Origin of the sequence: Bradyrhizobium genosp. P (assembly GCF_049949265.1) — a bacterium.
In the GTDB taxonomy this organism is placed as follows: domain Bacteria; phylum Pseudomonadota; class Alphaproteobacteria; order Rhizobiales; family Xanthobacteraceae; genus Bradyrhizobium.
The window spans coordinates 7,863,270-7,884,541 of the sequence record NZ_CP188195.1 but is presented as its reverse complement, the minus strand read 5'-3'; the positions used below and the strand labels follow the sequence as shown (position 1 = coordinate 7,884,541).

The following is a 21,272-nucleotide window of genomic DNA, read 5'->3' as shown; positions in this document are numbered from 1 at the left end:
ACTCGTGAATTCGTCACGTCGGTTTTATCCTCGAAGGCGCACGTCGTATCCGACATGGAAGCATGCCGGCCTTGGGCCCCCGCGTGGTGATGCCTCGCTGCGAGCAACGCTATAACATTACGTATTTCAATTTGAGTTGTGGGGCACTTTGGCGCGCTGGCCCTGGCAACTATTTTCATGATGGAATCGATTATCGAGAGAACTCAAACAACCGAAGGGAACATCGCGAATGGCCACATGTACCGAGAAGCACCACGACAACCACTCCCATAGGCATGGTCCGGGTTGCGGGCACACGGCGATCCGCCATGATGGCCATCTGGACTATCTTCATGACGGCCATCTCCATCATATGCACGAGAATCACGTGGATGAGCACGCTATCGCGGTCAATGCCACAAATCCCGTGAAGTGCACACCTGACGTCCATTGCTCGCATGTACACGGTCCACATTGCGGACACGAAGCGGTGCCGCATGGCGATCACGTAGACTATCTCGTAGACGGCCGGCTGCACCATCCGCACGGTGATCATTGCGATGATCATGGGCCCGTGCAGTTAGCCTGAGAGCTTCCAGGAGGTTCGTCGAACCGCCTGACCTTGCCCGTTTCCGGATTGGGTCATAAGCCAGAAAATCCCGGACCGGAGCATAGGACGTCGGCTGTGTTCCCGAGAGCCGACGTTATGAGGATACGCTCTAAGCCTGCGCGCCGAGCGCGTGCACGGCTTCGTCGACGCTGCGGAAGACGCGATCTTGCGGCAGAACGTCGTAGAGCTTGAAGCGCTCGAACGCAGCCTGCGCGCGCGCCGATTCGAGCCGCGCGACGGCGACCGTCACCCCATCCTCGCGGCACTCGCGGAATAGGTCGTGCAGGGCTTGCGCCGCGGTGAAATCGATCTCGACCACGCCACTGGCCTCGATCACCAATAGCTTCGGTGACGCTGCTGATATCACCTTGAGCACAGCGCCGTGAAAGGCTTCCGCGTTGAGGAACGACAGCGGGGCCTGCAAGCCGACGACGGCGATTCCGGGCTTGTGTTCGCCGGTGACATGCGGGCCCGACGGCCACCAGATCGTGGTGCCGGGGACATGGACGAATTCGACCAGCCGGCCACGCGTCGTGGTCCAGATGCCGTGGAGCAGCGACAGCGCGATGCCGACGGCGACGCCCTGTTCGATCGGCAGCACGATGATCGCGGCCGATGTCGCCACCACCAGCAGGAATTCATAGAACGACTGTCTGAAGATCGTGACGATCTGCGTCACGCGGATGATGCGCAGCGCGACGAACAGCAGCACGCCGCCAAGCGCCGCGTCCGGCACGTGCTGCAGCAGCGTCGCGCCGAACGCCAGCAGTGCCAGCACGATCGCCGCGGCAACCAGCCCGCCAAGCTGGGTCCGGCCGCCGGTCTCCGACACGATGCCGGTCCGCGGCGGGCTGGCATCGACCGGGAATGCGCCGAACAGTCCCGCGAGGACGCTGCCGGCGCCGGCGCCGAGGAAGTCGCGGTCGACGTCGGCCGGCTTGTCGGGATCTGATAGAAACGAGCGCGTCGTCGCCGCCGTCTGCACCATGACGACGATTGCGATCAGCAGCGCCAGCGACAACAGCTTGACCCATCGCTCAGGCGCAATGTCAGGAAACGAGGGCTTCGGTAATGTCCCGGGCACCGTGCCGACCACATTGACGCCCTTGCTTTCGAGATGGCCGACGATCACGGCGATGGTCGCCGCGACGAGACCAATCAGCGCGCCGGGGATGCGCGCGCTGATTTTCTCCGCACCCGCGACCAGCGCCAGCACGCCGAGACCGGTCACCAGCGTGTAGGGGTTGGTCTTGTCGATCTCGCCGGCGAGAACGCCGAGCTTGTAAAGCGTCGGTCCGTCCGGCGAGGCAAGGCCGAGCACGCCGGGCAGTTGCGAGACGAGGATGTGGACGGAGATGCCGGCGAGGAAGCCGACCGTCACCGGCGTCGACAGCAAATTGGCTATACCGCCGAGCTTGAACAGGCCGGCGGCGATCATGATCGCACCGACCAGCAGCGCCAGCGCCATCGCGAGCGCCTGATAGTCCGGCGAGCCGGCTGTTGCCATCAGCGCCAGTCCGCCGGCGAAGATCGGCGTGATCGTGGAGTCAGCGCCGCAGGACAGGAAGCGGTTGGCGCCGAACATCGCAAAGCCGAGCGATCCCGCCATGAAGGCGAAGAAGCCGATCTGCGGCGAGAAGCCGCCGAGCCGCGCGGTCGCCATCTGCTCGGGGATCGCAATCGCGGCCAGCGTCAACCCGGCGATCAGGTCGCCCGGCAGATCGCTTGGACGGAAGGCTTTGAGCGAACGGAAGATCGGCCAGTTGGCGCGTGGTGAATGATCCTGGGCCATCGCTCCGGTCTCTCTCCTGGCGGCTGCTGCTGTGCTGTAGCGAGATGAATTTTGGTCGAGTCGGTTTGCGGCTTCGGTTCACCTCTCCCCGGTGGGGAGAGGTCGGCGCGAAGCGCCGGGTGAGGGCTCTTGCTTTCTCGATAGACCGTAACCCCTCACCCGATTTGCTGCGCAAATCGACCTCTCCCAAGGGAGAGGTGAACCTTCGACGCCGTTCCGACTCGATCTTAGCTCATCTCTAGGGAATTATTCCGACATCGCGCAGCCAAAAGCCAGCGGCGTCGTGCCGTGTGCAGCCGCGAAGGACCGCCGCTATCGGGGGCGCGTTTCGGTGATCGCCCTGCGGATCGCCGCCAGCGGTGCGGCGTCGTCAAAGGCGATGGTGTCGCCCTGTATCTTGAGTCCGAGATCGCGCCACAGCGCGGCGAGATCAGGGGTCACGGGCTTCGGTCCCATCTCGTCGTGCAGGCGCGTCAACACGTCGACGCCGACCGCCTTGTCGGCGGTCGAAAGCACGCGCCCGATCGACCAGTCCTTCTCGTGATTGCCGCCGGCGGCCAGCACGCCGCGCATCGCATCCTGCAGTCCGAGCCGGTTACCGGTGCGCTTGCGGATCTCGACATCCGCGAGCAGGCAGAACATCGCGCCGCCCCAATATTTGCGGCCCCAGGTGTCGGTGTTGTCGAGCCCCTCGTCACCGGCCTGCGGCAAGCCCTTCGGCATGTCGCGCATCATCGCTTGCCAGATCTCGCGTGCGGTGAGATCGCCGGCCTGCGTGCGGGCGATCGGCTCGATGTAGACCGCAAGGCCTTCGGAGAGCCAGGCGTAGCGGTCGTCGATGTCGGGCAGGGCGGTGTGCACCATCTCGTGCACCAACACCCAGTCGTGCTTGAGGTCGTCCTCGCTCGAATCGCGGCCCAGCATCACGCGGATCGCGGCGCCGCGATAGCCCCAGGTGGTGCCGCCGCGAACGCGCGGCCCGTCGACCGGCACCAGCAGTAGCCGCAGCGAATCCACGGGAAACCGTCCGTAATAGGTGGATACGGCTTTGGCCGAGGTCTTCACCCAGTCGAGGATTTTTTCCTTCGGCAGCGCAATCTCGCCGGGCGCGAACCCGACATGGATGGTCGCGCCGGAGACCTCGAGGTCGGTCTTGGGCAGCTTGTCGAAGGCGTCGTATGGCATGCGGTCGCCGCGCATGAACTCGGACTGCGCCTCGACGTGCCAGGACGCCACGCCGATCAGCAGCGACGCAGCCAGCATGGCTGCGGCGATCACCCGATATGTCGGGATGCTCTTCATCGCGACACGCTCCGTGGCTTCGGTGCCTTGCGCTCGCCCAGCGCCGCGGCCACCTGCTCATGGAGATCGTCGAGCAGCGCATGCAGCAAGACCTCGCCCTTGGCGCGGGTCGCCAGCGTCGGATCGCCGTAGCTGCCGGACCGGCTGTAGTTCGGCGAGCTTGCATCCGATGGCGTCAGGCGGCCGGGCACCTCTTGCGTGATGGCCGGGCTTGCCTCGGCGCGCGCCATGTCGACGATATCAGGGGCGATGGTCAGCATCAGGGATGTCTCGATTTCGTCGGCGTGGCTGCCGTGGCTCTGTTGGCTCAACGCCTCCGTGGCGCGGCCAAAGCGGGGGCCGTCGTAGATGCGCAAATGGTGGACCTTGCCGGTGTCGAGCCGGGCCAGCGCCCGCTCGGTCGGAGCCAGCGTGCTGATGCCAGTATTGAGCACGAACAGGGTCTCGCAGCCGCTTTCAAGAATTTCGGCGGCGATCTCGTGGATCATGGCCTCGAAGGTCGAGCACGACAGGCTGGCGCTGCCGGCATATTCGACGAAGGCGGGATAGTATCCGTAGGTGACGGTCGGCCAGATCAGCGCGTCGATGCGCTCGGCCAGTCGTGCCGCAAACCATTCGGCCTGCACGAGATCGGTGTTGAGCGGCAAATGAAAGCCGTGTTCTTTCGCGGCGGCGCCGATCGGCAGGATGGCCGGGCTATCAGCCGCAATCCGGCGCGCCACCTGGTCCCAGGTGAGGCGCTCGATGAAGTGACTGATGGTGTCGGCGCCCATGCCAGGCCCTTTATGTGCGGACGGATGCTGCCGTCAGGAGTCCTGCCGTGATCCAGCCGTGCAGATAGCCGGCGCCGCGCGCGGCCGCGCCGTCGGGATCGTCATAGGTCGCCAGCATTTCGCAGAGCACGCCGAACGGAATGCCGTTGGTTGCCTCGTCCCACATCATGGCTTCCTCGGTCGGAAGCTCGCGGAACATCGGCGTGGTGTCCTGGCGCCAGATCAGCAGGCGAGACGGCTCGGCGAGCGTTTCAGCGTCCGGCGGCGTTTCGTCGTTCTTCAGCGCCATCCAGACCGCGGCGGCATTGGTCGCCAGATCAATTCGGCTGGCGCTCGGATGCGGCGCGAACACGAGGTCGTTCCACACTTCGGGCGCGAAGCCGGCCATCGCTTCCAGCCCCAGCACGGCGTCTTCCCGGGCATCGAAGGCGTCGTTCAACGCCTTTTCCAGCGCGGCGAGGTCGGCCAGCACGGGATGGTTACTGTAAGGCTCGTTGGAGCGCAGGAAGTCCGGCAGCGCTTGCGAGAACCAGCGCAAATTCGGATGCTGCGATGGCCGCGCCTTGACATAGGCATGGCCCATCTCGTCAAACGTCTCGTCGCCGAGATAGAGATGCAGCAGCTCGTGGTCGTTGCGCATCACCTCGACCAGGCGCGAGCCGTAGGCATAGCGATAGACGCCGAACAGGGTCTCGCGCTTCTCTTGCGGGCTGTCCAGGATTTCGGCCAGGATCGTGTCGTCGCCGGTCAGGATGCCGCGCTGGAATTCGCTCTGCTGGCGCGCGAAGTCGCTCATCGCGCAGGCGCGCCGGGTCGCGCCGGCGCGACCCGGGGCAGTACCTTCTCCGCGATGTCGCGCGTCCGGTTGACTTCCACCAGCAATTCGTCGAGCGGCGGGATGTTGTCGTCGCGCTCGATCATGGTCGAGACCCGGCCAAACCGCTTCAGCGCCGCGACGTAGAGATCCCAGACGTCCTCGCACACCGGATGATCGTGGGTGTCGATGATGTGGGTGCCCATATGGCTGTGGCCGGCCATGTGGAATTGCACCACGCGGTCCGCCGGAATGCCGTTGAGGAAGGTCAGCGGGTCATAGCCGTGGTTGAAGGCGCTGACATAGACGTTGTTGATGTCGAACAGCAGCCAGCAGCCCGAGCGGCGCGACAGCTCTGAGAGGAATTCCCATTCCGTCATCTCGGAATTGTTGAACTGCACATAGGTCGAGACGTTCTCGAGCACGATGGCGCGGCCGAGGAAATCCTGCACCAGCTGCACGCGGCTCACGACATGATCGAGCGCTTCCTGCGTGTAGGGGATCGGCAGCAAATCGTGCAAATTCTCGCCGTGCACGCCAGTCCAGCACAGATGGTCCGACATCCATTTCGGCTGCACGCGCTTGGCGAGGTCCTTCAGGCCCTGCAGATAATCAAAATTTGGCGGCGCGGTGGAGGCGATCGACAGCGAGACGCCGTGCATCACCACCGGATAGCGCTCGCAGATCTGGTCGAGGATGCGCAGCGGCTGGCCGCCCGGCAGCATGTAGTTCTCGCTGATCACCTCGAACCAGTCGATCGGCGGATTGCCGCTCAGGATCTCGTCGTAGTGCTGCGCGCGCAGGCCGAGGCCGAAACCGAGAAACGGCGGCTTGGCTGATTGCATCGGACGTCCGGGGTGCGCGGTCGATGGATCAGGCAATCGGCTTGCGACGTTCATGGCGTCTCCGCGCTGCTGGCGCCACGACCGCGGCGCCCGACTTGCAGAATGATGGTTGGCAAAACTAGCATGGAAACGGGGCCCGGCCTACACCAGGCCCCGCTTGATCTGATGCGCTTAGGCGGGCTCGAACTTGCCCTTGGCGGCTTCGCACTTGTCCTTGGTCATGGCCGAGAAGCCCTGACCCTTGCAGGCGTTCAGACCCTTGCAGGCATGATTGCCGCCCTTGCAGGCGCTCTGTCCCTTGCAGGCATTGGCGCCGACACAGTGGCCTTCACCGGCGGCGTAGGCTGTCGTCGACATCGTAGCACCGGCCAGGAACAAAGTGGCTGCAGCGGCGGCGATAGCGGCACCGGACTTGGAAGTAACCTTCATGCGCGTCTCCTCGAAAGTTTGAAGGTGCGCCGCCGACAAACCGCGTGGTGGCTGAGGGCTGCACCCAGGGAAAATTACGTCTGTGATCGGATTTGGTTACGGGGTCGCTTAAGTTTTTTACAGCCGAGATTTTGTGGATCGGCCGAGCGCCCCGAATGAAGAGGGCCCGGCATCGACACCGGACCCTCTTGTGTCAGATCGGGATGCTCAGCTCTTGACGTAGGCTCCGCCGGCCGCGGCGCACTTCTTCTCGGAGGTCATCGAGAAGCCGGTGCCCTTGCAGGCGTTCTGACCCTTGCAGGCATTGGCGCCGCCCTTACAGGCGCTCTGGCCCTTGCAGGCGTTGCCGGCCATGCACTTGCCCATGGCGGCGTTCGCGGGCGCCGAAGTGGTCGAGACCACCGCGCCGGCGAGGAACAGGGTGGCGGCAGCGGCCGCGAGCGTCGCACCAGACTTGGAATTCAATTTCATGACGATCTCCTCGATAATTGTTTGAATACTAAGTGTGACGCTGTGGGCTTCCGACGATCGTTCGACCCCAGACCGCACAACGACTGGACATTCGGACAACAATCAGATCGCAGCGGCGGCCGGAGGACGGTGCTTCCGCGGTCTGAATGCTGTTCCAAGGGCAGCTACGGGGCATCGGATGATTTGGTTACAGAGTTTCAAAAGAAAATTTTGTTTTGGCGCGTTGGACAGCCCGTTCGTGTTGAACCCCGCGGTGTCAGGAGTATTTCATTGCGTGTGGCCGCAGTCTTCGCTGCATCGCACAAATTCGATGTAATTCAGTTGAGTGCTGCCCGCGCCGGTTTCAGCTTCGCCATCTGCGCCACGTTCGTCTGCAATTCTTCTGCGCTGAAGGCGGGGAATGAGCAGATGCGGTTGCTGCAGGCGAAGGCCGCGGGCTCGCCGAGGTCGGGATACTCGACATCAGGATTGGGCAGCTTGCCCTCGCGTACGTCGAACCAATCGAGCCGCTTGTAGCGCGCGGGCAAGGCGCGGGCGATGGCATGCAGCGCCTGCGCGCGACTGTCGTCCTTGTGTCCGACGATCGTCATGTGGGTCGGCTCGACCGCGAGCTCCTCGTCGGCGAGCAGCACGCCGGGCATTGGACGCTGCATCTCGGCCGCCGCCGCGCTGAGGTAGCGCATCGCGTGTTCGGCCTGTTGGCGGTAGCTCTCGGTGCCGTAGTAGCGATTGAGCATGTTCATGAAGCGCGCGACCTGAATCTGGTCGTCGATCAGCTTGGCCGGCTTTGCGAACACGCCGGCTTTGCCTTCCGATGTCTTCGAGGTGAAGAAGCCGCCGGCCTCGTCGCTGAACGTCGCGACGAAATCGCCGGCCTTGGCCGCCGATGTCAGCCAGTCGCGGTTGCCGGTCGCGGCATAGAGATCGAGGAACGCCTGGCCCATCGCGACGCTGTCGCCGAGAAACGGCCCGCCGCGATCCTTCTCGCCATGGCGGAAGCCGCCATCGGGCAGCGCGCGATTGGCGAGCACCCATTTGGCCGACCGCTCGGCGATCGCCAAAACCTTCGGGTCGTTGGTGACGTCGTAATAGGCCGTGAGCCCCGAGATCGCCCAGCCGTTCTCGCGGGCATAGAGGTTGGTGTCGATGCGCGGCAGGCCGAGCTTGCGGCGTTCGGCGTCGGACAACGCATAGTATGTGTGGCCATCGACATCGTGGTTGAGATCGGCATCCTGGCTGACATAGAAGGCACCGTCAGGGCTCAGCAGAAAGCTTGTGAGATAGCGTTCGACATCGTGTGCGGCCGCGAGATATTTCGGATCCTTCCACAGCGCATAGGCCTGGCTGTATTGCCGCAGATATTGCGACTGGAATGACATGATCTTCTCGAAATGCGGATGGCTCCAGGTGCCGGCCTCCGAGTACTGGAACACGCCGCCCCACTCCGCATCGATCAGCGTCACTGCGGCATCGAGCGTCTGCCGTGTGCGCTTGCCAGCAACCGCATCGCCCGCCTCGGCGCGCGTGAGCGAAAGGTCGAAACTGTCGGCGTCGATATATTTCTGGTTCTCGCCCCAGCCGCCGAGCTTGTTGTCCCAGGATTCGTCAAAGTTCTTGGTCAGCTCGGCGCGCTGCTCCTTGGTCAGGAACGCCGATGTCGTCGGCTTAACCTCGAAGGCCTCGCCGACCGACGGGCCCGGCGAGGGATCGTCGATGATCGCCTTGAGCAGCGCCTGCATCCGCTCCGGCTCGATATAGCCCCTGATCTTGGCGATCTCGGTACCATCGGGCGCGAACACGATGGTTGCGGGCCAGCCCCAGTCGCCATAGCGGCTCGACAGGTCCGGATTGGCGTCCTGGTCGACGCGGACGGGGAGATACTTTGCCGACAGCAGGTCCTGCACCTTCGGATCGGCGTAGGTCGTCTTCTCCATCACGTGGCACCAATGGCACCACACGGCCTCGAGATCGAGGATGACGAAGCGCTTTTCGGCCGTGGCATGCGCGAACAGATCGTTGTTCCAGTCACCCCATGCCGGCCCGTCGGCGGCGAGCGACGGGGACGAGATCAGCGCCGCGAGAACGGCAACGGCACGGGTGAGTTTCATGGCAGTTCCCTCAGTCGCGTGGTTGGAGGAGCTACGCGCCCGCCCGGATCGAGGCTCGCGATGTCACGTGAATGTGAGCCGCCGCCTCAGGTCGATTCCTTCGGATGTCCCGCGGCATTCACCAGCAGGCGGTCCAGCGAGGCGTCGCCGGGGCCCGCGATCGCAAGCCACATGAAGGCGGCAAAGTAGGTCATCTCCTCGAAGCCGAGCAGCGTCTCCAGCGAATCGACGTCGCCCCATTTCGCCGACTTGATCGCGACTAGCATCACCACCGCGAGCATCGCGGCCGGGATGCGGGTGAACAGGCCGAGGATCAGCATGATGCCGCCGAAGCATTCGACGCCGGATACGAAGGGCGTGAGGATATGCGGGAAGGGGATGCCCCACTCGACGAAGTTCTGAGTGACCTGCGTGAGGTTGGTGAGCTTGCCCCAGCCGGCCAGCATGAAGGTGTAGCCGACGATGATCCGCATGAGCAGCGGCCCGGCCCAGGAGAAATAGGACGCGATCCGCGCCGGCAGCAAAATCAGCAGGTTGACGATGAAAGTCATGCGAAACCCTCCCGTGCATCTCGTCACGCGGCTGCGCCGTCGTTCTGGGCGAGGCCTGTGTCAAACGGCTCGCGCCAGCAGCTACGGCCGCGTCATGGGAGGAGTTTCGCTCGGGTGAGCCGCTTGTTACTGCGGCCTAACCGATATTTTGCAGCGCCGGGAAGGTTTCCAGCAGCCAGACGCTGACGGTCGACACGCTGCCGGTCAGGAAGGCGATGCCAGTGATCACCATCAGCACGCCCATCGCGCGCTCGACATTGTGGAGCTGCCGCTTCATCCGCGCGAACAGCGAGGAGAACTGCTTGACCATGAGGGCCGCCAGCAGGAAGGGGATGCCGAGCCCGGCCGAATAGACCGCGAGCAGGCCGGCGCCCCGGGTCACGGTAGATTCCGCCGCGGCGATCGAGAGGATCGCCGCGAGGATCGGTCCGATGCACGGCGTCCAGCCGAACGCGAAGGCAAGACCCATCACATAGGCGCCCCACAGCCCGACCGGCTTGGGCGCGGTCAGCCGCCCTTCGCGCATCAAAAGTCCGATCCGGGTCACGCCGAGGAAGTGCAGGCCCATGATGATGATGACGCCGCCGGCCAGGATTGACAGTTCGGCCGACCAGGCCCGGATCAGGCCGCCGACAAAGGACGCGCTGGCGCCGAGCGCGATGAACACGGTGGAGAAGCCGAGCACGAACAGCAGCGCTGCCGTCATCACCGCGCGCTTGGAGGCGGCCGTCGCGCCGTCCTGATTGACCTGCTCGATGGTCGCGCCGGTCAGGTAAATCAGATAGGGCGGCACCAGCGGCAGCACGCAGGGCGACAGGAAGCTGACAAGGCCGGCAATCAAGGCGGCCGGAATCGAGACGTCGTGCATCGATGAACCTTCGAGGGGTAACTGTCCTGTCTTGGCGTGTACGCGGCCAACAATCCAGAAGTTTCGTTATTGGCAAGTTCAACTATGGTCACAGGCCCGTGTCCGGGCGCCAGACCGTATCCCCGCTGGCGAAACAAACGCGGATATGTTCCGTAATGCGGTAAAGAAACCGCCAATCCGGACTTCCCAATGCGCATCGGCATCCGCAGTGCCATCTCCGCCCTCGTGCTGACCTCGATCGTGGTCAGCGCCGTCGGCGTGCACCTGCTGTGGTGGCGCACTGCACAAGGCGTCAGCCAGACGCTAGGCGACACCATCAACGACCAGATCGTCTCCGCCGTCGGCGACGAGCTGCAGTCGATCACAACCGAGGCGCGCTCGTCGATGCTGGCCGTTCGCACGCTGCTGGCGGGAAAGGTGTTCGACGTACGTGACGCCGAAAAGCGCGAGTTCGTGTTCAAATCGCAGTTGCTCTCTCAATCGACCATCTCCTGGGTGGCATTCGGCTGGCCGGACGGATCGTTCTTTGCCGGACACAAGCTCGGCGACGCCGTGATCGAAATGATCGAGATCGCACCCGACGGCAAGATGCGGCGCGACCGCTACGAATTCGTCGGTAACGATTTGCGGCTTGCACGCAGCCGGACCGAGGACACCAAATATCGGGTCGCCGATCAGGAATGGTTTCGCGTGCCCATGGAAACCAACGACGAGCACTGGTCGACGCTGACGACGCTTCCCAGCGGCGAGCGGTTGGCCGCGTCCTTTGCGGCACCGATCGAGGTCGATCAGAAGCCGGCCGGCGTTCTGGCGATCATCATCGAACTCACCCGGGTTTCGAATTTCCTGTCGCAGCTCACGGTCGGAAAATCGGCCGGCGCCTTCATTCTGGAGCGGGACGGCAGTGCCGTGGCGTCTCCCGATCCGGACGCCAATGAAATCAACGCGCTGAAGACCAATCATCCGCTGTTTCCCGTCGCGGTCGATGCGATGCGGCAGGCAGGAAGCGCCTACAACCCCGACGAAGGGCAACCGTTGCACACCCAGGTGACGCGGGACGGCAAGGCCTACCAGGCCGTGCTGACGCCGATCTCCTTCCCGGGCTGGTCGCTGGTGACGGTGGTCCCGGAGTCGGAGTTTCTCGGTCCCGTAGAACTGACGATTCGGAAATTGCTGATCGGCCTGGCGGTCCTGATCGTCTTCGCCGGGCTGGTGTCGGCATGGCTTGCCCAGCGCCTGATCGCTGCGCCCCTGATCAAGGTGATGGGCGAGATCAGGCACGTCGAGCGCTTCGATCTGGACAAGGTGGAGCGGCATCCCTCGCGGCTGACCGAAATCGAAAACCTGTCGGGAGCGATCGGTGACATGGCGCAAGGGCTCGCCGCGTTCCGCAAATACATCCCGGCCGATCTGGTCCGGCGGCTGGTCAGCGACGGCAACGCTGCGCGGCTCGGCGGCGCGGTGCGGCCGATGAGCGTAATGTTCATCGATCTCGCCGGCTTCACCGGCATGTCGGAACGATCGGGCGACCGCATCATCCCCTTGCTCTCGCGCTATTTCGACGCCGTCTCAACGGAGATACAGAACGAGGGCGGCACCATCGACAAGTTCATCGGTGACGCCGTCATGGCGTTCTGGGGCGCGCCTTCAGCCAATCCCGATCATGCCGCCGATTGCTGTCGCGCGGCGCTCGCCTGCCAGCGCGCGGTCGCGCAGGCCGGCCTCGCCGACGACAAGGGTGAGGCGATCAGGATCCGCATCGGCATCAATTCCGGCGACATGCTGGTCGGCAATATCGGCTCCGAGGTGCGGCTGAACTACACGGTGATCGGAGATGCCGTGAACATTGCAAGCCGCCTCGAAAGCACCAACAAGGTCTATGGTTCGACCATCATCATCGGTCCGGAGACACGGCGCCTCGTGGGCAATCGCATCGTCGTCCGCGAACTCGACCGGCTCGCCGTCTACGGTCGCGCCGGCGGGCTCGAGATCTATGAGCTGGTCGGAATGGCCGACGATGGCGCGCTCGCGCGCGACTGGATCACACCCTATCAGGCCGGGCTCGCAGCCTGGCGCGCCGGTGATTTCAAGGCGGCGACCGCCGCGTTCGAGATGGCGCTCGAATTGCGCGGCGAGGATGCGGCCTCGTCGCTGATGATCGAGCGGTGCAACCACCGGCTTGCCAATCCCGTCGGCGAAGACTGGGACGGCACCACGGTGGCGCTGAAGAAGTAGCTGCGATTAACTGGGGCGTAGGGTGGGTTACGCCTTCGGCTAACCCACCCTACGAGCTACTGCTTCAACGCCAGGCTGGAGCAATAAAACGAGATTTCACCGCTTCTCCAGCCGCCCTTCAGCCCATTTTCAGCGCATTCGTTGTAGGTCTTGAAAGGGACCCCGCCGGGTCCAATGTTTCTGCACCCCGTATACGCATACGCCCCGGCAGACCCGGAGCATCCGAGCCAGGGATGCTCGCCTGACGGAAGGCTTGATCCGGGAGTTATAGCTACGCGAGCGGACCCGGTGCTGTTGGCAGCCGCGTAGTGTTTCGGCTTGTGTTGCGCGGTGACGTGCTTCGGTGCTTCGACCAGGATGTCAGGAAGCGAGGTTGTGGTGGGTTGCGACCATGCTGTGCTGGATCCGCACAACAGGGGTACGACCGATAAGATGGCGACTGCGAGATTCGTGGAGAAGAGTGACGAGGCTTTCATAGCTATGTCCTCCCAATGCCGGGACGGGAATGCCATCCCCGGTAGTAAGGTAACACGCACATCCCGAACATTAAATCTGGAACGCGCTCGCATTCATGTCCGGTCCGTTTCTGGACCGCCGACGCAGCCACTCACCTCTGATCATGCCACATACCCGCCGTCGATCGTCAGGCTTGAGCCGGTGATAAAGCCGGCTTTGGCGCTGGCGAGGTAGGCGACCAGGCCTGCAATTTCTTCTGGCTCACCCATGCGCCCGAGCGGGATGAGGGGCTTCACCATCTCGGCGTGCTTGGCGGCCATGTCGGTCGCCGCCGGACCGGGCTGAACGTTGTTGACCGTGATCGCACGGGATGCGAGATCGATCGCCACACCACGGACCATCGAAGCGATGGCCCCCTTGGTCATCGAGTACACGCTTGCGCCGGGGAAGGCGGTCCTGATGGCAGTGTTACTGCCGATCGTGATGATCCGTCCGCCATCGGCGAGATGAGGCACCGATGCCTGAATGGCGACAAAGACGCCGCGCACATTGGTGGCCAGCATCCGATCGAAGTCATCAAGGCTGAATTCGTCCACGGTGCCGCGTATCAGGAGACCGGCATTGACCACCAGAATATCGAGCCGGCCGAAGCGCGCGACCGCCTCCGCCACGGCATCCTTCACTGCCTCCGGATCGGCGCTGTCCGCCCTGATCGCCATCGCCGGCCCGCCGTGGATCTCCGCCGCACGCGCGGTCTCGGCGGCCTTGTCCGGCGAACTGACATACGTGAAGGCGACAGCTGCACCATCGGCTGCGAGCTGCCGTACGATCGCGGCACCGATACCCCGCGAGCCGCCGAAAACCAGTGCGACCTTATTTGCAAGCTCAAGTCCATTGTTCATCGTATCGTCCTTTATTGACACATCAGTCCAGAATTGCGCATGCGACGACGAGAAGCTGCCTCGTCATCAGTCTAACGGTTCCTTAAGCCCGCAACGGCAAAACCAGCCGCCTTGCGCAGAGCCTGGATGCTTTCTCCCGCTCTCGCCGCAACTTGTAGCCCGAGCATCGTCATCGCGACGAACCGGGCAGCATCTTCGATGTCGACGGATCGTCCGATCTCGCCCGCATCCTGGGCGGCTCGCAGCCGTTCGATCAGCGGCTTGTGCAGCAGGCGGCTGCTGCGGGTGCGAAGCTTGACCAGATCGAGATCGGTGTTGCCGAACTCGCTGACCGAGTTGACGCCCATGCATCCCATTTTGCGCGTGGTCTCGTCCGGGGAGACCAGGCCGACGAGCAGAGCCTCGATCCCGGCCAAAGGTGATGCGCCCGAACGGAGCCGCTCGATGTGCCCGGCAACGCTCTCGCGCTGGTATCGCTCAAGCGTTTCGACGTAGAGACGCTTCTTGTCGCCGAAGGTGTCGTACAGACTCTGCCGCCCGATCTTCATGGCTTGCAGCAGGTCGTCCGTCGACGTCGCGGCGTAGCCCTTCGACCAGAACACCGACATCGCCCGTTCCACCGCGACATCGCGATCGAATTCTTTTGGTCTTGCCATTGGGCTACACTCCATGTTCTGGACTAATTAGTCAAGAACAAAAAGCGAGCTTTCGGACTGGTCTTATGCGCCCTCTACGAAGAGAGAAGGCGGAACGAGAAGCAAAACTCGGGCAAATCATGTCGCGAGAATGTGGATGTATGACTCGTGATCGCGCAACAATCTCAATGTCGTCCCGGCGAAGGCCGGGACCCATTACCCCAAATGCGAATTGTTCCGCGACGCTGGGGCCACAACTCGCTTCAAACAACACGAGCCTGTGGTTATAGGTCCCGGCCTTCGCCGGGACGACGATGGGGTGAGAGCCGTGGATTCGTCGCGGCCACCGTCATCGCTTCGCTTGCTGCGCCGATTTCTCGAATTCGCGGCCGCGTATTCGGACGAGGTCGTCGGCGGAATGCGCCAGCAACACGATCGTGGCGTCGCGCGCGGCCTCAGCGTCTCCGGCCGCAATCGCGTCCAGCACAGCCCGATGCTCGACCAGTGCGCGCGAACGATGCGAACCTGTCGCGGCGATCGTAAAGCTCTGGCGCAGGGTGATCTCGAACATCTGGGCGATCGGCCAGAAGAACTCGTTGCGGGTTGCGAAATAGATCGCCTGGTGGAAGGCGATGTCGGCGACGACGAACTCCTCGTTCAGGTTCGCCGCGTCCATGCCGTCGCAGCCGGAACGGATGCGCGCGATGTCCTCTTCGCTGGCATGGATCGCGGCGAGCGCTGCCGCACCCGGCTCGACGGCGGAGCGCAACTGAAACAGTTTTGCCAGATAGCGATCCATGTCGGATGTCTCGAGGTGCCAGCGCAGCACATCGGGATCGAGTTGATTCCACTGCTCGGGCGGACGGACGCGGGTGCCGCTCTTCGGCCGCGACTCGATCAGGCCCTTGCCGGTAAGGGTGCGGATCGCCTCGCGCACCACGGTGCGGCTGACGTCCATCATCTCGCACATTTGCATTTCCGGCGGCAGCGTTTCGCCGATGCCGATCTCGCCGCGCACGATGCTGCCGCCGACCCGGTCGGTGACCTGGCTGTGCACGTTCCGGCGCAACGCGTTGGATGTCTGGAACATCGGAGAGCCTCGCTGCGATTGACGCGCGTGCCATCAGGCAGGCGCCTTGCACAACCCGGTTGCGCCCTTGCGTAACCGACTTTGTTTTGTCATACATTATGACAAATAAGCTGCCAAGCTCCGCAGTGGTCTCGCCGCGGCGTCAAAAAAATCGGGAGAAGCGCATGGGATCGAAGAACTTGAGGGCTAAATCCGTCAGCCGTCGTCTCGTCCTGCAATCGTCGGTGGCCGCGACCGCCTGGCTTGCCGTTGCACCCGCGCTCATCGGGCGCGCCGAGGCCGCGACCATGAAGATGCGGTGCTCGTCATCGCTCCCCAACGATCCCAAATACGCCAACGGCCGCGTCTACTATGACAACCTCGTCAAGCAGATCAAAGCCAACGGGCTCGGCGAGCAGATCGACGTCACCTTTTTCCCCGACAATCAACTCGGCCAGGAAATCGACGTCATCAATTCGGTGAAGCTCGGCGTGATCGACCTGATGGTGTCGGGCTCGTCGATCTCTGCGAACCTGGTGCCGCTGGTCGGCACCTTCGACCTCGGGTATCTCTTCAACAGCTTCCCGCAGCAGACCAAGGCGTTCGACGCCGGTGCTGCGAAGCCGATTGAGGATGCGCTGCTCAAGGGCGGCAATATCCACATCATCGCCTGGGCCTATAATTTCGGCGCGCGCAGCGTGCTGTCGAAGAAGCCGGTGAAGACGCCGGAGGACCTCACCGGATTGAAGATCCGCACGTTGCCCAATCCGATCATCACCGAATGCCTGCGCCTGATGGGCGCGGCAGCGACGCCGCTGGCGTTCGGCGAGATCTATACGGCGCTGCAGGCCGGCGTGCTTGACGGGCTCGAGCACGATCCGCCGACCATCCTCGCCAGCAAGTTCTACGAGACCGCGAAATATTACGCGCTGACCCAGCACATCTTCTCGCCGCTCGCCGTCTATTTCAGCGACACCACATTCAATCGGATGGACCCGAAGCTGCGCGAAGGTTTTCTCGATGCCGCGAAGAAGGCCGCTGCCGATACCCGCACCCATGGCCTCGCGGTCGAGAAGGAGGCGCAGACGGCGCTGGCGAACAAGGGCGTCACCGTCGTCGAGTGCGACAAGGAGGCGTTCCGCAAGCGCGTGCTGCCGCAGACCGACAATTTCATCAAGGCGCGGCCCGAGGCAAAGGCCGTCGTCGACATGATCCGCGCCACCCAGGCCTGAGGCCGGCGTGATGTCAGTCACCGCAGTCGCGCCCAGCAGCAGCTATCGGATCACGGCGCCGCTGCTTGGCTTGAGCGATGCAATCGCTGCGATCCTGCTCGCCGCCGACCTCGTGGTGGTCTGCGTCTCCGTGCTCGCGCGCTATCTGTTCAATGCGCCCGTGGAATGGTCCGACGACGTCGCGCGCGGCCTGATGGTCGGGTCGAGCTTCTTCGGTGCGGCGAGCGCGCTGGCGCGCAGCGAGAACCTCGGCGTCGCCTTCTTCGTCAATATGTTGCCTTCAGGCCCGCGGCGCGTCGTCGATGCGGTCGGCGCGCTGCTGGTCACGATCGTCGCCGGTTATGTCGCGTTCAACGCCCTCAAGATGGGCTGGCTGACCACCGGCCAGACCTCGGGCTCCGGTCTGCCGCTGGAATGGACGTTCTATCCGATGGGCGTCGGCGCGTTGTTGATGACGATCTTTGCGTTCGAACTATTCTGCGGCCGGCGGCTGGGTGACATGATCGCGGGCGTCATCGCGATCGGGATCATCGCTGGCCTGTATCTAGCGTGGGATGGGCTGGCGCCGTCGTCGGTACCGTCGTCGCAAACGCTGATGCTGGTCGGCTTCTTCCTCACACTGGTCGGAGGATTGCCGATCGGATTTGCGCTGGCGCTGGCGGCGCTGATCTTCCTCTGGGTGGAGGGCACGCTACCCGGCGTGATCTTCGCCCAGCAGATGGCGCGCGGCATCGACAATTTCGTGCTGCTGGCGATCCCGTTCTTCATCCTGGTCGGCTACCTGATGGAAGCCAACGGCATGTCGGTGCGGCTGATCGAGCTGTTGCAGCGCGCGGCCGGGCACATGCGCGGCGGGCTCAACGTCGTGATGGTGATGTCGATGGTGCTGTTCTCGGGCATCTCGGGCTCGAAGATGGCCGACGTCGCGGCCGTTGGCTCGGTGCTGATCCCGGCGGCGCGCCGCTCGCGGCAGAATCCGGGCGGCGCGGTGGCGCTGCTGGCCGCCTCAGCGGTGATGGCAGAGACGATTCCGCCCTGCATCAATTTGATCATCCTCGGCTTCGTCGCCAATCTCTCGATCGGCGGCTTGTTCGTCGCCGGCATGCTGCCGGCCGCGCTGATGGCAGTGGCGCTGATCGCGGTGTCGATCATCTTCGGCAAACGCCCGGCAGCGAGCAGTGACGTCGAACCTCGCGCGGCGGTGTCCGGCCTGTGGACCGGGGCGATCGCGTCGTTCGGGCTGATCTTCATGATCTTCTTCGGCTTCAAGAGCGGCTTTGCCACCGCGACCGAGATCTCGGCCTTTGCCGTGGTCTACGCGATCACCGTCGGCAGCCTGGTGTTCCGCGAGCTTGGACTGAAGAGCCTGGCGCATTGTTTCGTGCAAGCGGCGACGCGCTCCGGCCTGGTCCTGTTCATCGTCGCGGCGGCGCAATCGCTCGCCTTCATCCTGACGCTGCAGCAGGTGCCGCATGCGGTCGGCGAGTTCATGCTGGCGATCTCCGCCAGCCACGGCGTCTGGCTGTTCCTGCTGTTGTCGATCGCGGTGCTGGTGGTGATGGGCTCGGTGCTGGAAGGCGCCGCGGCGCTGATCATCTTCGGCCCGTTACTGTTGCCGGTTGCCGTCAAGCTCGGTATCGATCCGCTGCATTTCGGCGTTGTGTTGGTCATCGCGATGGGGCTCGGCCTCTTTGCACCACCACTCGGCCTTGGGCTCTACGGCGCCTGCCTGATCGGCAATGTTCCGATCGAGCAGACCATCAAGCCGATCATTGGTTATCTCGGCCTGCTGCTGCTGTGCCTCCTGGTGATCGCCTTCGTGCCCGCCATCAGCACCGCGCTGCCGCACGCGCTGGGTTACTAGGAGAATGCGCTCGTGAAAGTGCTGCTCGCCCATACCCCGCAGATGCGGCGTGACTATTACGGCGAGCGTAGCTTGAACGGCCTGCGCGCATTGACCGACGTCAAGCTGCACGAGGGCGAGGTGGCGCTCGACGCGGCGGCTCTGGTAGAGGCGGCCGGTGATGTCGACATCATCGTCGCCGACCGGATGACGCCGGGCCCCGGCGAGATCTTTCCGCTGCTACCAAAGCTGCGGGCCTTCGTGCGCTGCGCGGTCGATATCCGCAATATCGATGTCGAAGCCGCGTCCGCCGCCGGCGTGCTGGTAACGCAGGCAAGCCCCGGCTTCATCCATTCGGTCGCCGAGCTCGCGGTCGGATTCATGGTCGATCTGTCGCGCGGCGTCTCGCGCGCCACCTCCGACTACCACGCCGGCAGGGTGCCTGACGTCATGATGGGCCGGCAGCTTGCCGGCAGCACGATCGGCATCATCGGTTATGGCGCCATCGGCCGCTATCTTGCCGGCATTGCCAAGGTGCTCGGCATGAACGTGCTGGTCGCCGACCCCTTCGCCACGCCAGATGACGCCGCGATCCGGCACGCGCCGCTCGATGATCTCCTGGCGCAGGCGGACTACGTCGTCTGTCTTGCGATCGCCAACGCGCAGACCGAGAACCTGATCGGGCAGGCGGCGCTGGCGCGGATGCAACCGCACGCGTTCTTCGTCAACCTGTCGCGCGGCAATCTCGTCGACGAGGTGGCGCTTGCCGCGGCGCTGCACGAGGATCGCATTGCGGGCGCGGCGATGGACGTCGGCCGCGCGCCCGACCAGATGCCGACACCCGAGCTTGCGAAGCTTCCAAACGTGATCGCGACCCCGCATGTCGGCGGCTTGACTCCGCAGGCAATCGAGCATCAATCGTCGGAAACGGTGCGCCAGGTCGCGAAGATTATTGCCGGTGAAATTCCTGTCGGTGCCGTCAACGCCGATCGCTGGACGCGACGGCCAGGAGCGTGAACGGAGCATCGACACCGCGATTCAACTCTGCCACAAGATGACCATGCGACCTCCTTTCTTCTACGGCTGGGTTATCGTTGCGGTGACCTTCATCACCATGGCGATCGGCGTCAACGCACGCACCGCGTTCTCGCTGTTCTATCCGCCGATCCTTAGTGAATTCGGCTGGGAGCGCGGCGTCACCGCCGGTGCGTTCTCGTTCGGCTTCGTGGCGTCGAGCATTGCGAGCCCGCTGATCGGCCGCTTGATGGACCGCCGCGGGCCGCGCGCGGTGATGGAAATCGGCGTCCTGCTGATGGGAGCCGGGTTGTTGCTGGCGCCGCTGACCTCGCAGCCCTGGCATCTCTATCTCACCATCGGCGTGCTGGTCGGTGCCGGCAGCGTTTGCCTCGGCTATTCCGGCCAGTCGCTGTTCCTGCCGAACTGGTTCATCCGGCGTCGCGGGCTGGCGATCGGGCTGGCCTTCGCCGGCGTCGGCATCGGCTCGGTGACGTTGTTGCCATGGGTGCAGCACATGATCGAGCAGACCGGCTGGCGGACCGCCTGCACGGCGATGGGGATCGTGGTGCTGGTCGTGCTGGTGCCGATCAACCTCCTGCTGCACAAGCGGCCCGAGGATATCGGACTGCAACCCGACGGCGATGCCGCACCGACGGCCACATCGGTCAGACCGGCCACCAACATCGTGGATCCCGCCTGGGCCAGCATCGACTGGACGCTGTCGCGCGCGCTGCGCACCGCGCGGTTCTGGTGGATTTCGGTCGGCTATTTCTGCGCGCTATACATCTGGTACGCGGTGCAGGTGCACCAGACCAAGTTCCTGCTCGACATCGGCTTCAGCTCCAGCGTGAGCGTCTGGGCGCTCGGCGTCGTCAGCTCGCTCGGCATTCCCGGCCAGATCTGGCTCGGGCATCTGTCCGATCGCATCGGCCGTGAATGGGTCTGGGCAATCGCCTGCTTTGGCTTCGCGATCTGCTTTGCTGCGCTCGTTGCCCTGAAATACTGGCCGGCCATGCCGCTGATCTATCTGATGGTGTTCACGCAGGGCGCGCTCGGCTATGGCCTCACCTCCGTGATGGGTCCGGTGGTGCTGGAGATTTTCCAGGGCAAGCATTACGGCAGCATTTTCGGCACCATCATGCTCGCCGCACTGGCCGGCGGCGCCGCGGGACCGTGGGTGACCGGCCAATTGTACGATCTGTCGGGTAGCTACACGGCGGCGTTCATGGTTGGGATCGCCGTGAGCCTGCTGTCGGCATTCGCGATCTGGCAGGCCGCGCCCCGCGGGGTCCGCGCCGTCGCGGGACAGATGCACAAGATCGCGAGCGCGGCTTGAGCAGG

Annotated in this window: 19 protein-coding genes; 5 read left to right on the top strand and 14 right to left on the bottom strand. The window is 63.9% G+C overall.

Translation table 11 applies throughout. The features are described 5' to 3' along the window. Nucleotides 1–190: 190 nt before the first annotated feature. The 11 genes from ACP2YO_RS37895 to ACP2YO_RS37845 all read right to left on the bottom strand — a co-directional run bounded on the left by ACP2YO_RS37895 (nt 191) and on the right by ACP2YO_RS37845 (nt 10,542). Nucleotides 191–547: a hypothetical protein gene (locus ACP2YO_RS37895; RefSeq protein WP_426436161.1), complete on the bottom strand. Its 357-nt coding sequence runs from the start codon at nt 545–547 to the stop codon at nt 191–193. A gap of 151 nt (nt 548–698) precedes the next feature. After that, on the bottom strand, nt 699–2,381 hold the full coding sequence (locus tag ACP2YO_RS37890; RefSeq protein ID WP_426436160.1) for a SulP family inorganic anion transporter: 1,683 nt from the start codon (nt 2,379–2,381) through the stop codon (nt 699–701). Nucleotides 2,382–2,693: 312 nt separating this feature from the next. Then, a complete protein-coding gene (locus ACP2YO_RS37885) occupies nt 2,694–3,683 on the bottom strand; it encodes a hypothetical protein (protein WP_426436159.1) in 990 nt (329 codons plus the stop codon). Beyond that, nucleotides 3,680–4,456, bottom strand: coding sequence for a creatininase family protein (locus tag ACP2YO_RS37880; RefSeq protein WP_426436158.1), 777 nt, complete (start codon nt 4,454–4,456; stop codon nt 3,680–3,682). Before ACP2YO_RS37880 ends, ACP2YO_RS37885 begins: the two co-directional genes overlap by 4 nt. Nucleotides 4,457–4,466: 10 nt before the next feature. Then, complete coding sequence (locus ACP2YO_RS37875; protein WP_426436157.1) at nt 4,467–5,252, bottom strand: putative DNA-binding domain-containing protein; 786 nt, start codon at nt 5,250–5,252, stop codon at nt 4,467–4,469. Then, complete coding sequence (locus ACP2YO_RS37870; protein WP_426443411.1) at nt 5,249–6,115, bottom strand: DUF692 domain-containing protein; 867 nt, start codon at nt 6,113–6,115, stop codon at nt 5,249–5,251. Before ACP2YO_RS37870 ends, ACP2YO_RS37875 begins: the two co-directional genes overlap by 4 nt. Before the next feature lie 171 nt (nt 6,116–6,286). Next, on the bottom strand, nt 6,287–6,544 hold the full coding sequence (locus ACP2YO_RS37865; protein ID WP_426436156.1) for a hypothetical protein: 258 nt from the start codon (nt 6,542–6,544) through the stop codon (nt 6,287–6,289). Between the two features lie 207 nt (nt 6,545–6,751). Further along, nucleotides 6,752–7,015 (bottom strand): hypothetical protein, encoded by a 264-nt coding sequence (locus tag ACP2YO_RS37860; RefSeq protein ID WP_426436155.1) that lies wholly within the window; start codon nt 7,013–7,015, stop codon nt 6,752–6,754. A gap of 317 nt (nt 7,016–7,332) precedes the next feature. After that, on the bottom strand, nt 7,333–9,123 hold the full coding sequence (locus ACP2YO_RS37855) for a DUF255 domain-containing protein (protein ID WP_426436154.1): 1,791 nt from the start codon (nt 9,121–9,123) through the stop codon (nt 7,333–7,335). Between the two features lie 86 nt (nt 9,124–9,209). After that, on the bottom strand, nt 9,210–9,674 hold the full coding sequence (locus ACP2YO_RS37850; protein ID WP_426436153.1) for a DoxX family protein: 465 nt from the start codon (nt 9,672–9,674) through the stop codon (nt 9,210–9,212). A gap of 136 nt (nt 9,675–9,810) precedes the next feature. Further along, a complete protein-coding gene (locus ACP2YO_RS37845; RefSeq protein WP_426436152.1) occupies nt 9,811–10,542 on the bottom strand; it encodes a cytochrome c biogenesis CcdA family protein in 732 nt (243 codons plus the stop codon). Nucleotides 10,543–10,731: 189 nt separating this feature from the next. On the opposite strand from ACP2YO_RS37845, the gene ACP2YO_RS37840 reads away from it, so the two are divergent. Then, the gene (locus ACP2YO_RS37840; protein WP_426436151.1) at nt 10,732–12,777 is read left to right on the top strand and encodes an adenylate/guanylate cyclase domain-containing protein; all 2,046 of its coding nucleotides are present in this window, start codon (nt 10,732–10,734) and stop codon (nt 12,775–12,777) included. Between the two features lie 617 nt (nt 12,778–13,394). On the opposite strand, the gene ACP2YO_RS37835 is transcribed toward ACP2YO_RS37840, so the two are convergent. The 3 genes from ACP2YO_RS37835 to ACP2YO_RS37825 all read right to left on the bottom strand — a co-directional run bounded on the left by ACP2YO_RS37835 (nt 13,395) and on the right by ACP2YO_RS37825 (nt 15,860). Next, nucleotides 13,395–14,135, bottom strand: a complete 741-nt coding sequence (locus ACP2YO_RS37835; RefSeq protein WP_426436150.1) for a 3-oxoacyl-ACP reductase family protein — start codon at nt 14,133–14,135, stop codon at nt 13,395–13,397. 71 nt (nt 14,136–14,206) lie between these two features. After that, nucleotides 14,207–14,743 carry a TetR/AcrR family transcriptional regulator gene (locus ACP2YO_RS37830; RefSeq protein ID WP_426436149.1) on the bottom strand — a complete coding sequence of 179 codons (537 nt, stop codon included), beginning with the start codon at nt 14,741–14,743 and terminating at the stop codon, nt 14,207–14,209. Nucleotides 14,744–15,119: 376 nt separating this feature from the next. Next, on the bottom strand, nt 15,120–15,860 hold the full coding sequence (locus ACP2YO_RS37825) for a FadR/GntR family transcriptional regulator (protein WP_426436148.1): 741 nt from the start codon (nt 15,858–15,860) through the stop codon (nt 15,120–15,122). A gap of 164 nt (nt 15,861–16,024) precedes the next feature. On the opposite strand from ACP2YO_RS37825, the gene ACP2YO_RS37820 reads away from it, so the two are divergent. Genes ACP2YO_RS37820 through ACP2YO_RS37805 form a run of 4 tightly spaced genes read left to right on the top strand, consistent with a single transcriptional unit; the run spans nt 16,025 to nt 21,267 of the window. Further along, entirely contained in the window at nt 16,025–17,071 is a 1,047-nt protein-coding gene (locus tag ACP2YO_RS37820) for a TRAP transporter substrate-binding protein (RefSeq protein WP_426436147.1), read from the top strand. A 10-nt stretch (nt 17,072–17,081) separates the two neighbouring features. Continuing rightward, nucleotides 17,082–18,935 carry a TRAP transporter large permease subunit gene (locus ACP2YO_RS37815; protein ID WP_426436146.1) on the top strand — a complete coding sequence of 618 codons (1,854 nt, stop codon included), beginning with the start codon at nt 17,082–17,084 and terminating at the stop codon, nt 18,933–18,935. A 12-nt stretch (nt 18,936–18,947) separates the two neighbouring features. Next, nucleotides 18,948–19,931 carry an NAD(P)-dependent oxidoreductase gene (locus tag ACP2YO_RS37810; RefSeq protein WP_426436145.1) on the top strand — a complete coding sequence of 328 codons (984 nt, stop codon included), beginning with the start codon at nt 18,948–18,950 and terminating at the stop codon, nt 19,929–19,931. Nucleotides 19,932–19,974: 43 nt separating this feature from the next. Further along, on the top strand, nt 19,975–21,267 hold the full coding sequence (locus ACP2YO_RS37805; protein ID WP_426443410.1) for an MFS transporter: 1,293 nt from the start codon (nt 19,975–19,977) through the stop codon (nt 21,265–21,267). The last annotated feature ends 5 nt before the right edge of the window (nt 21,268–21,272 follow it).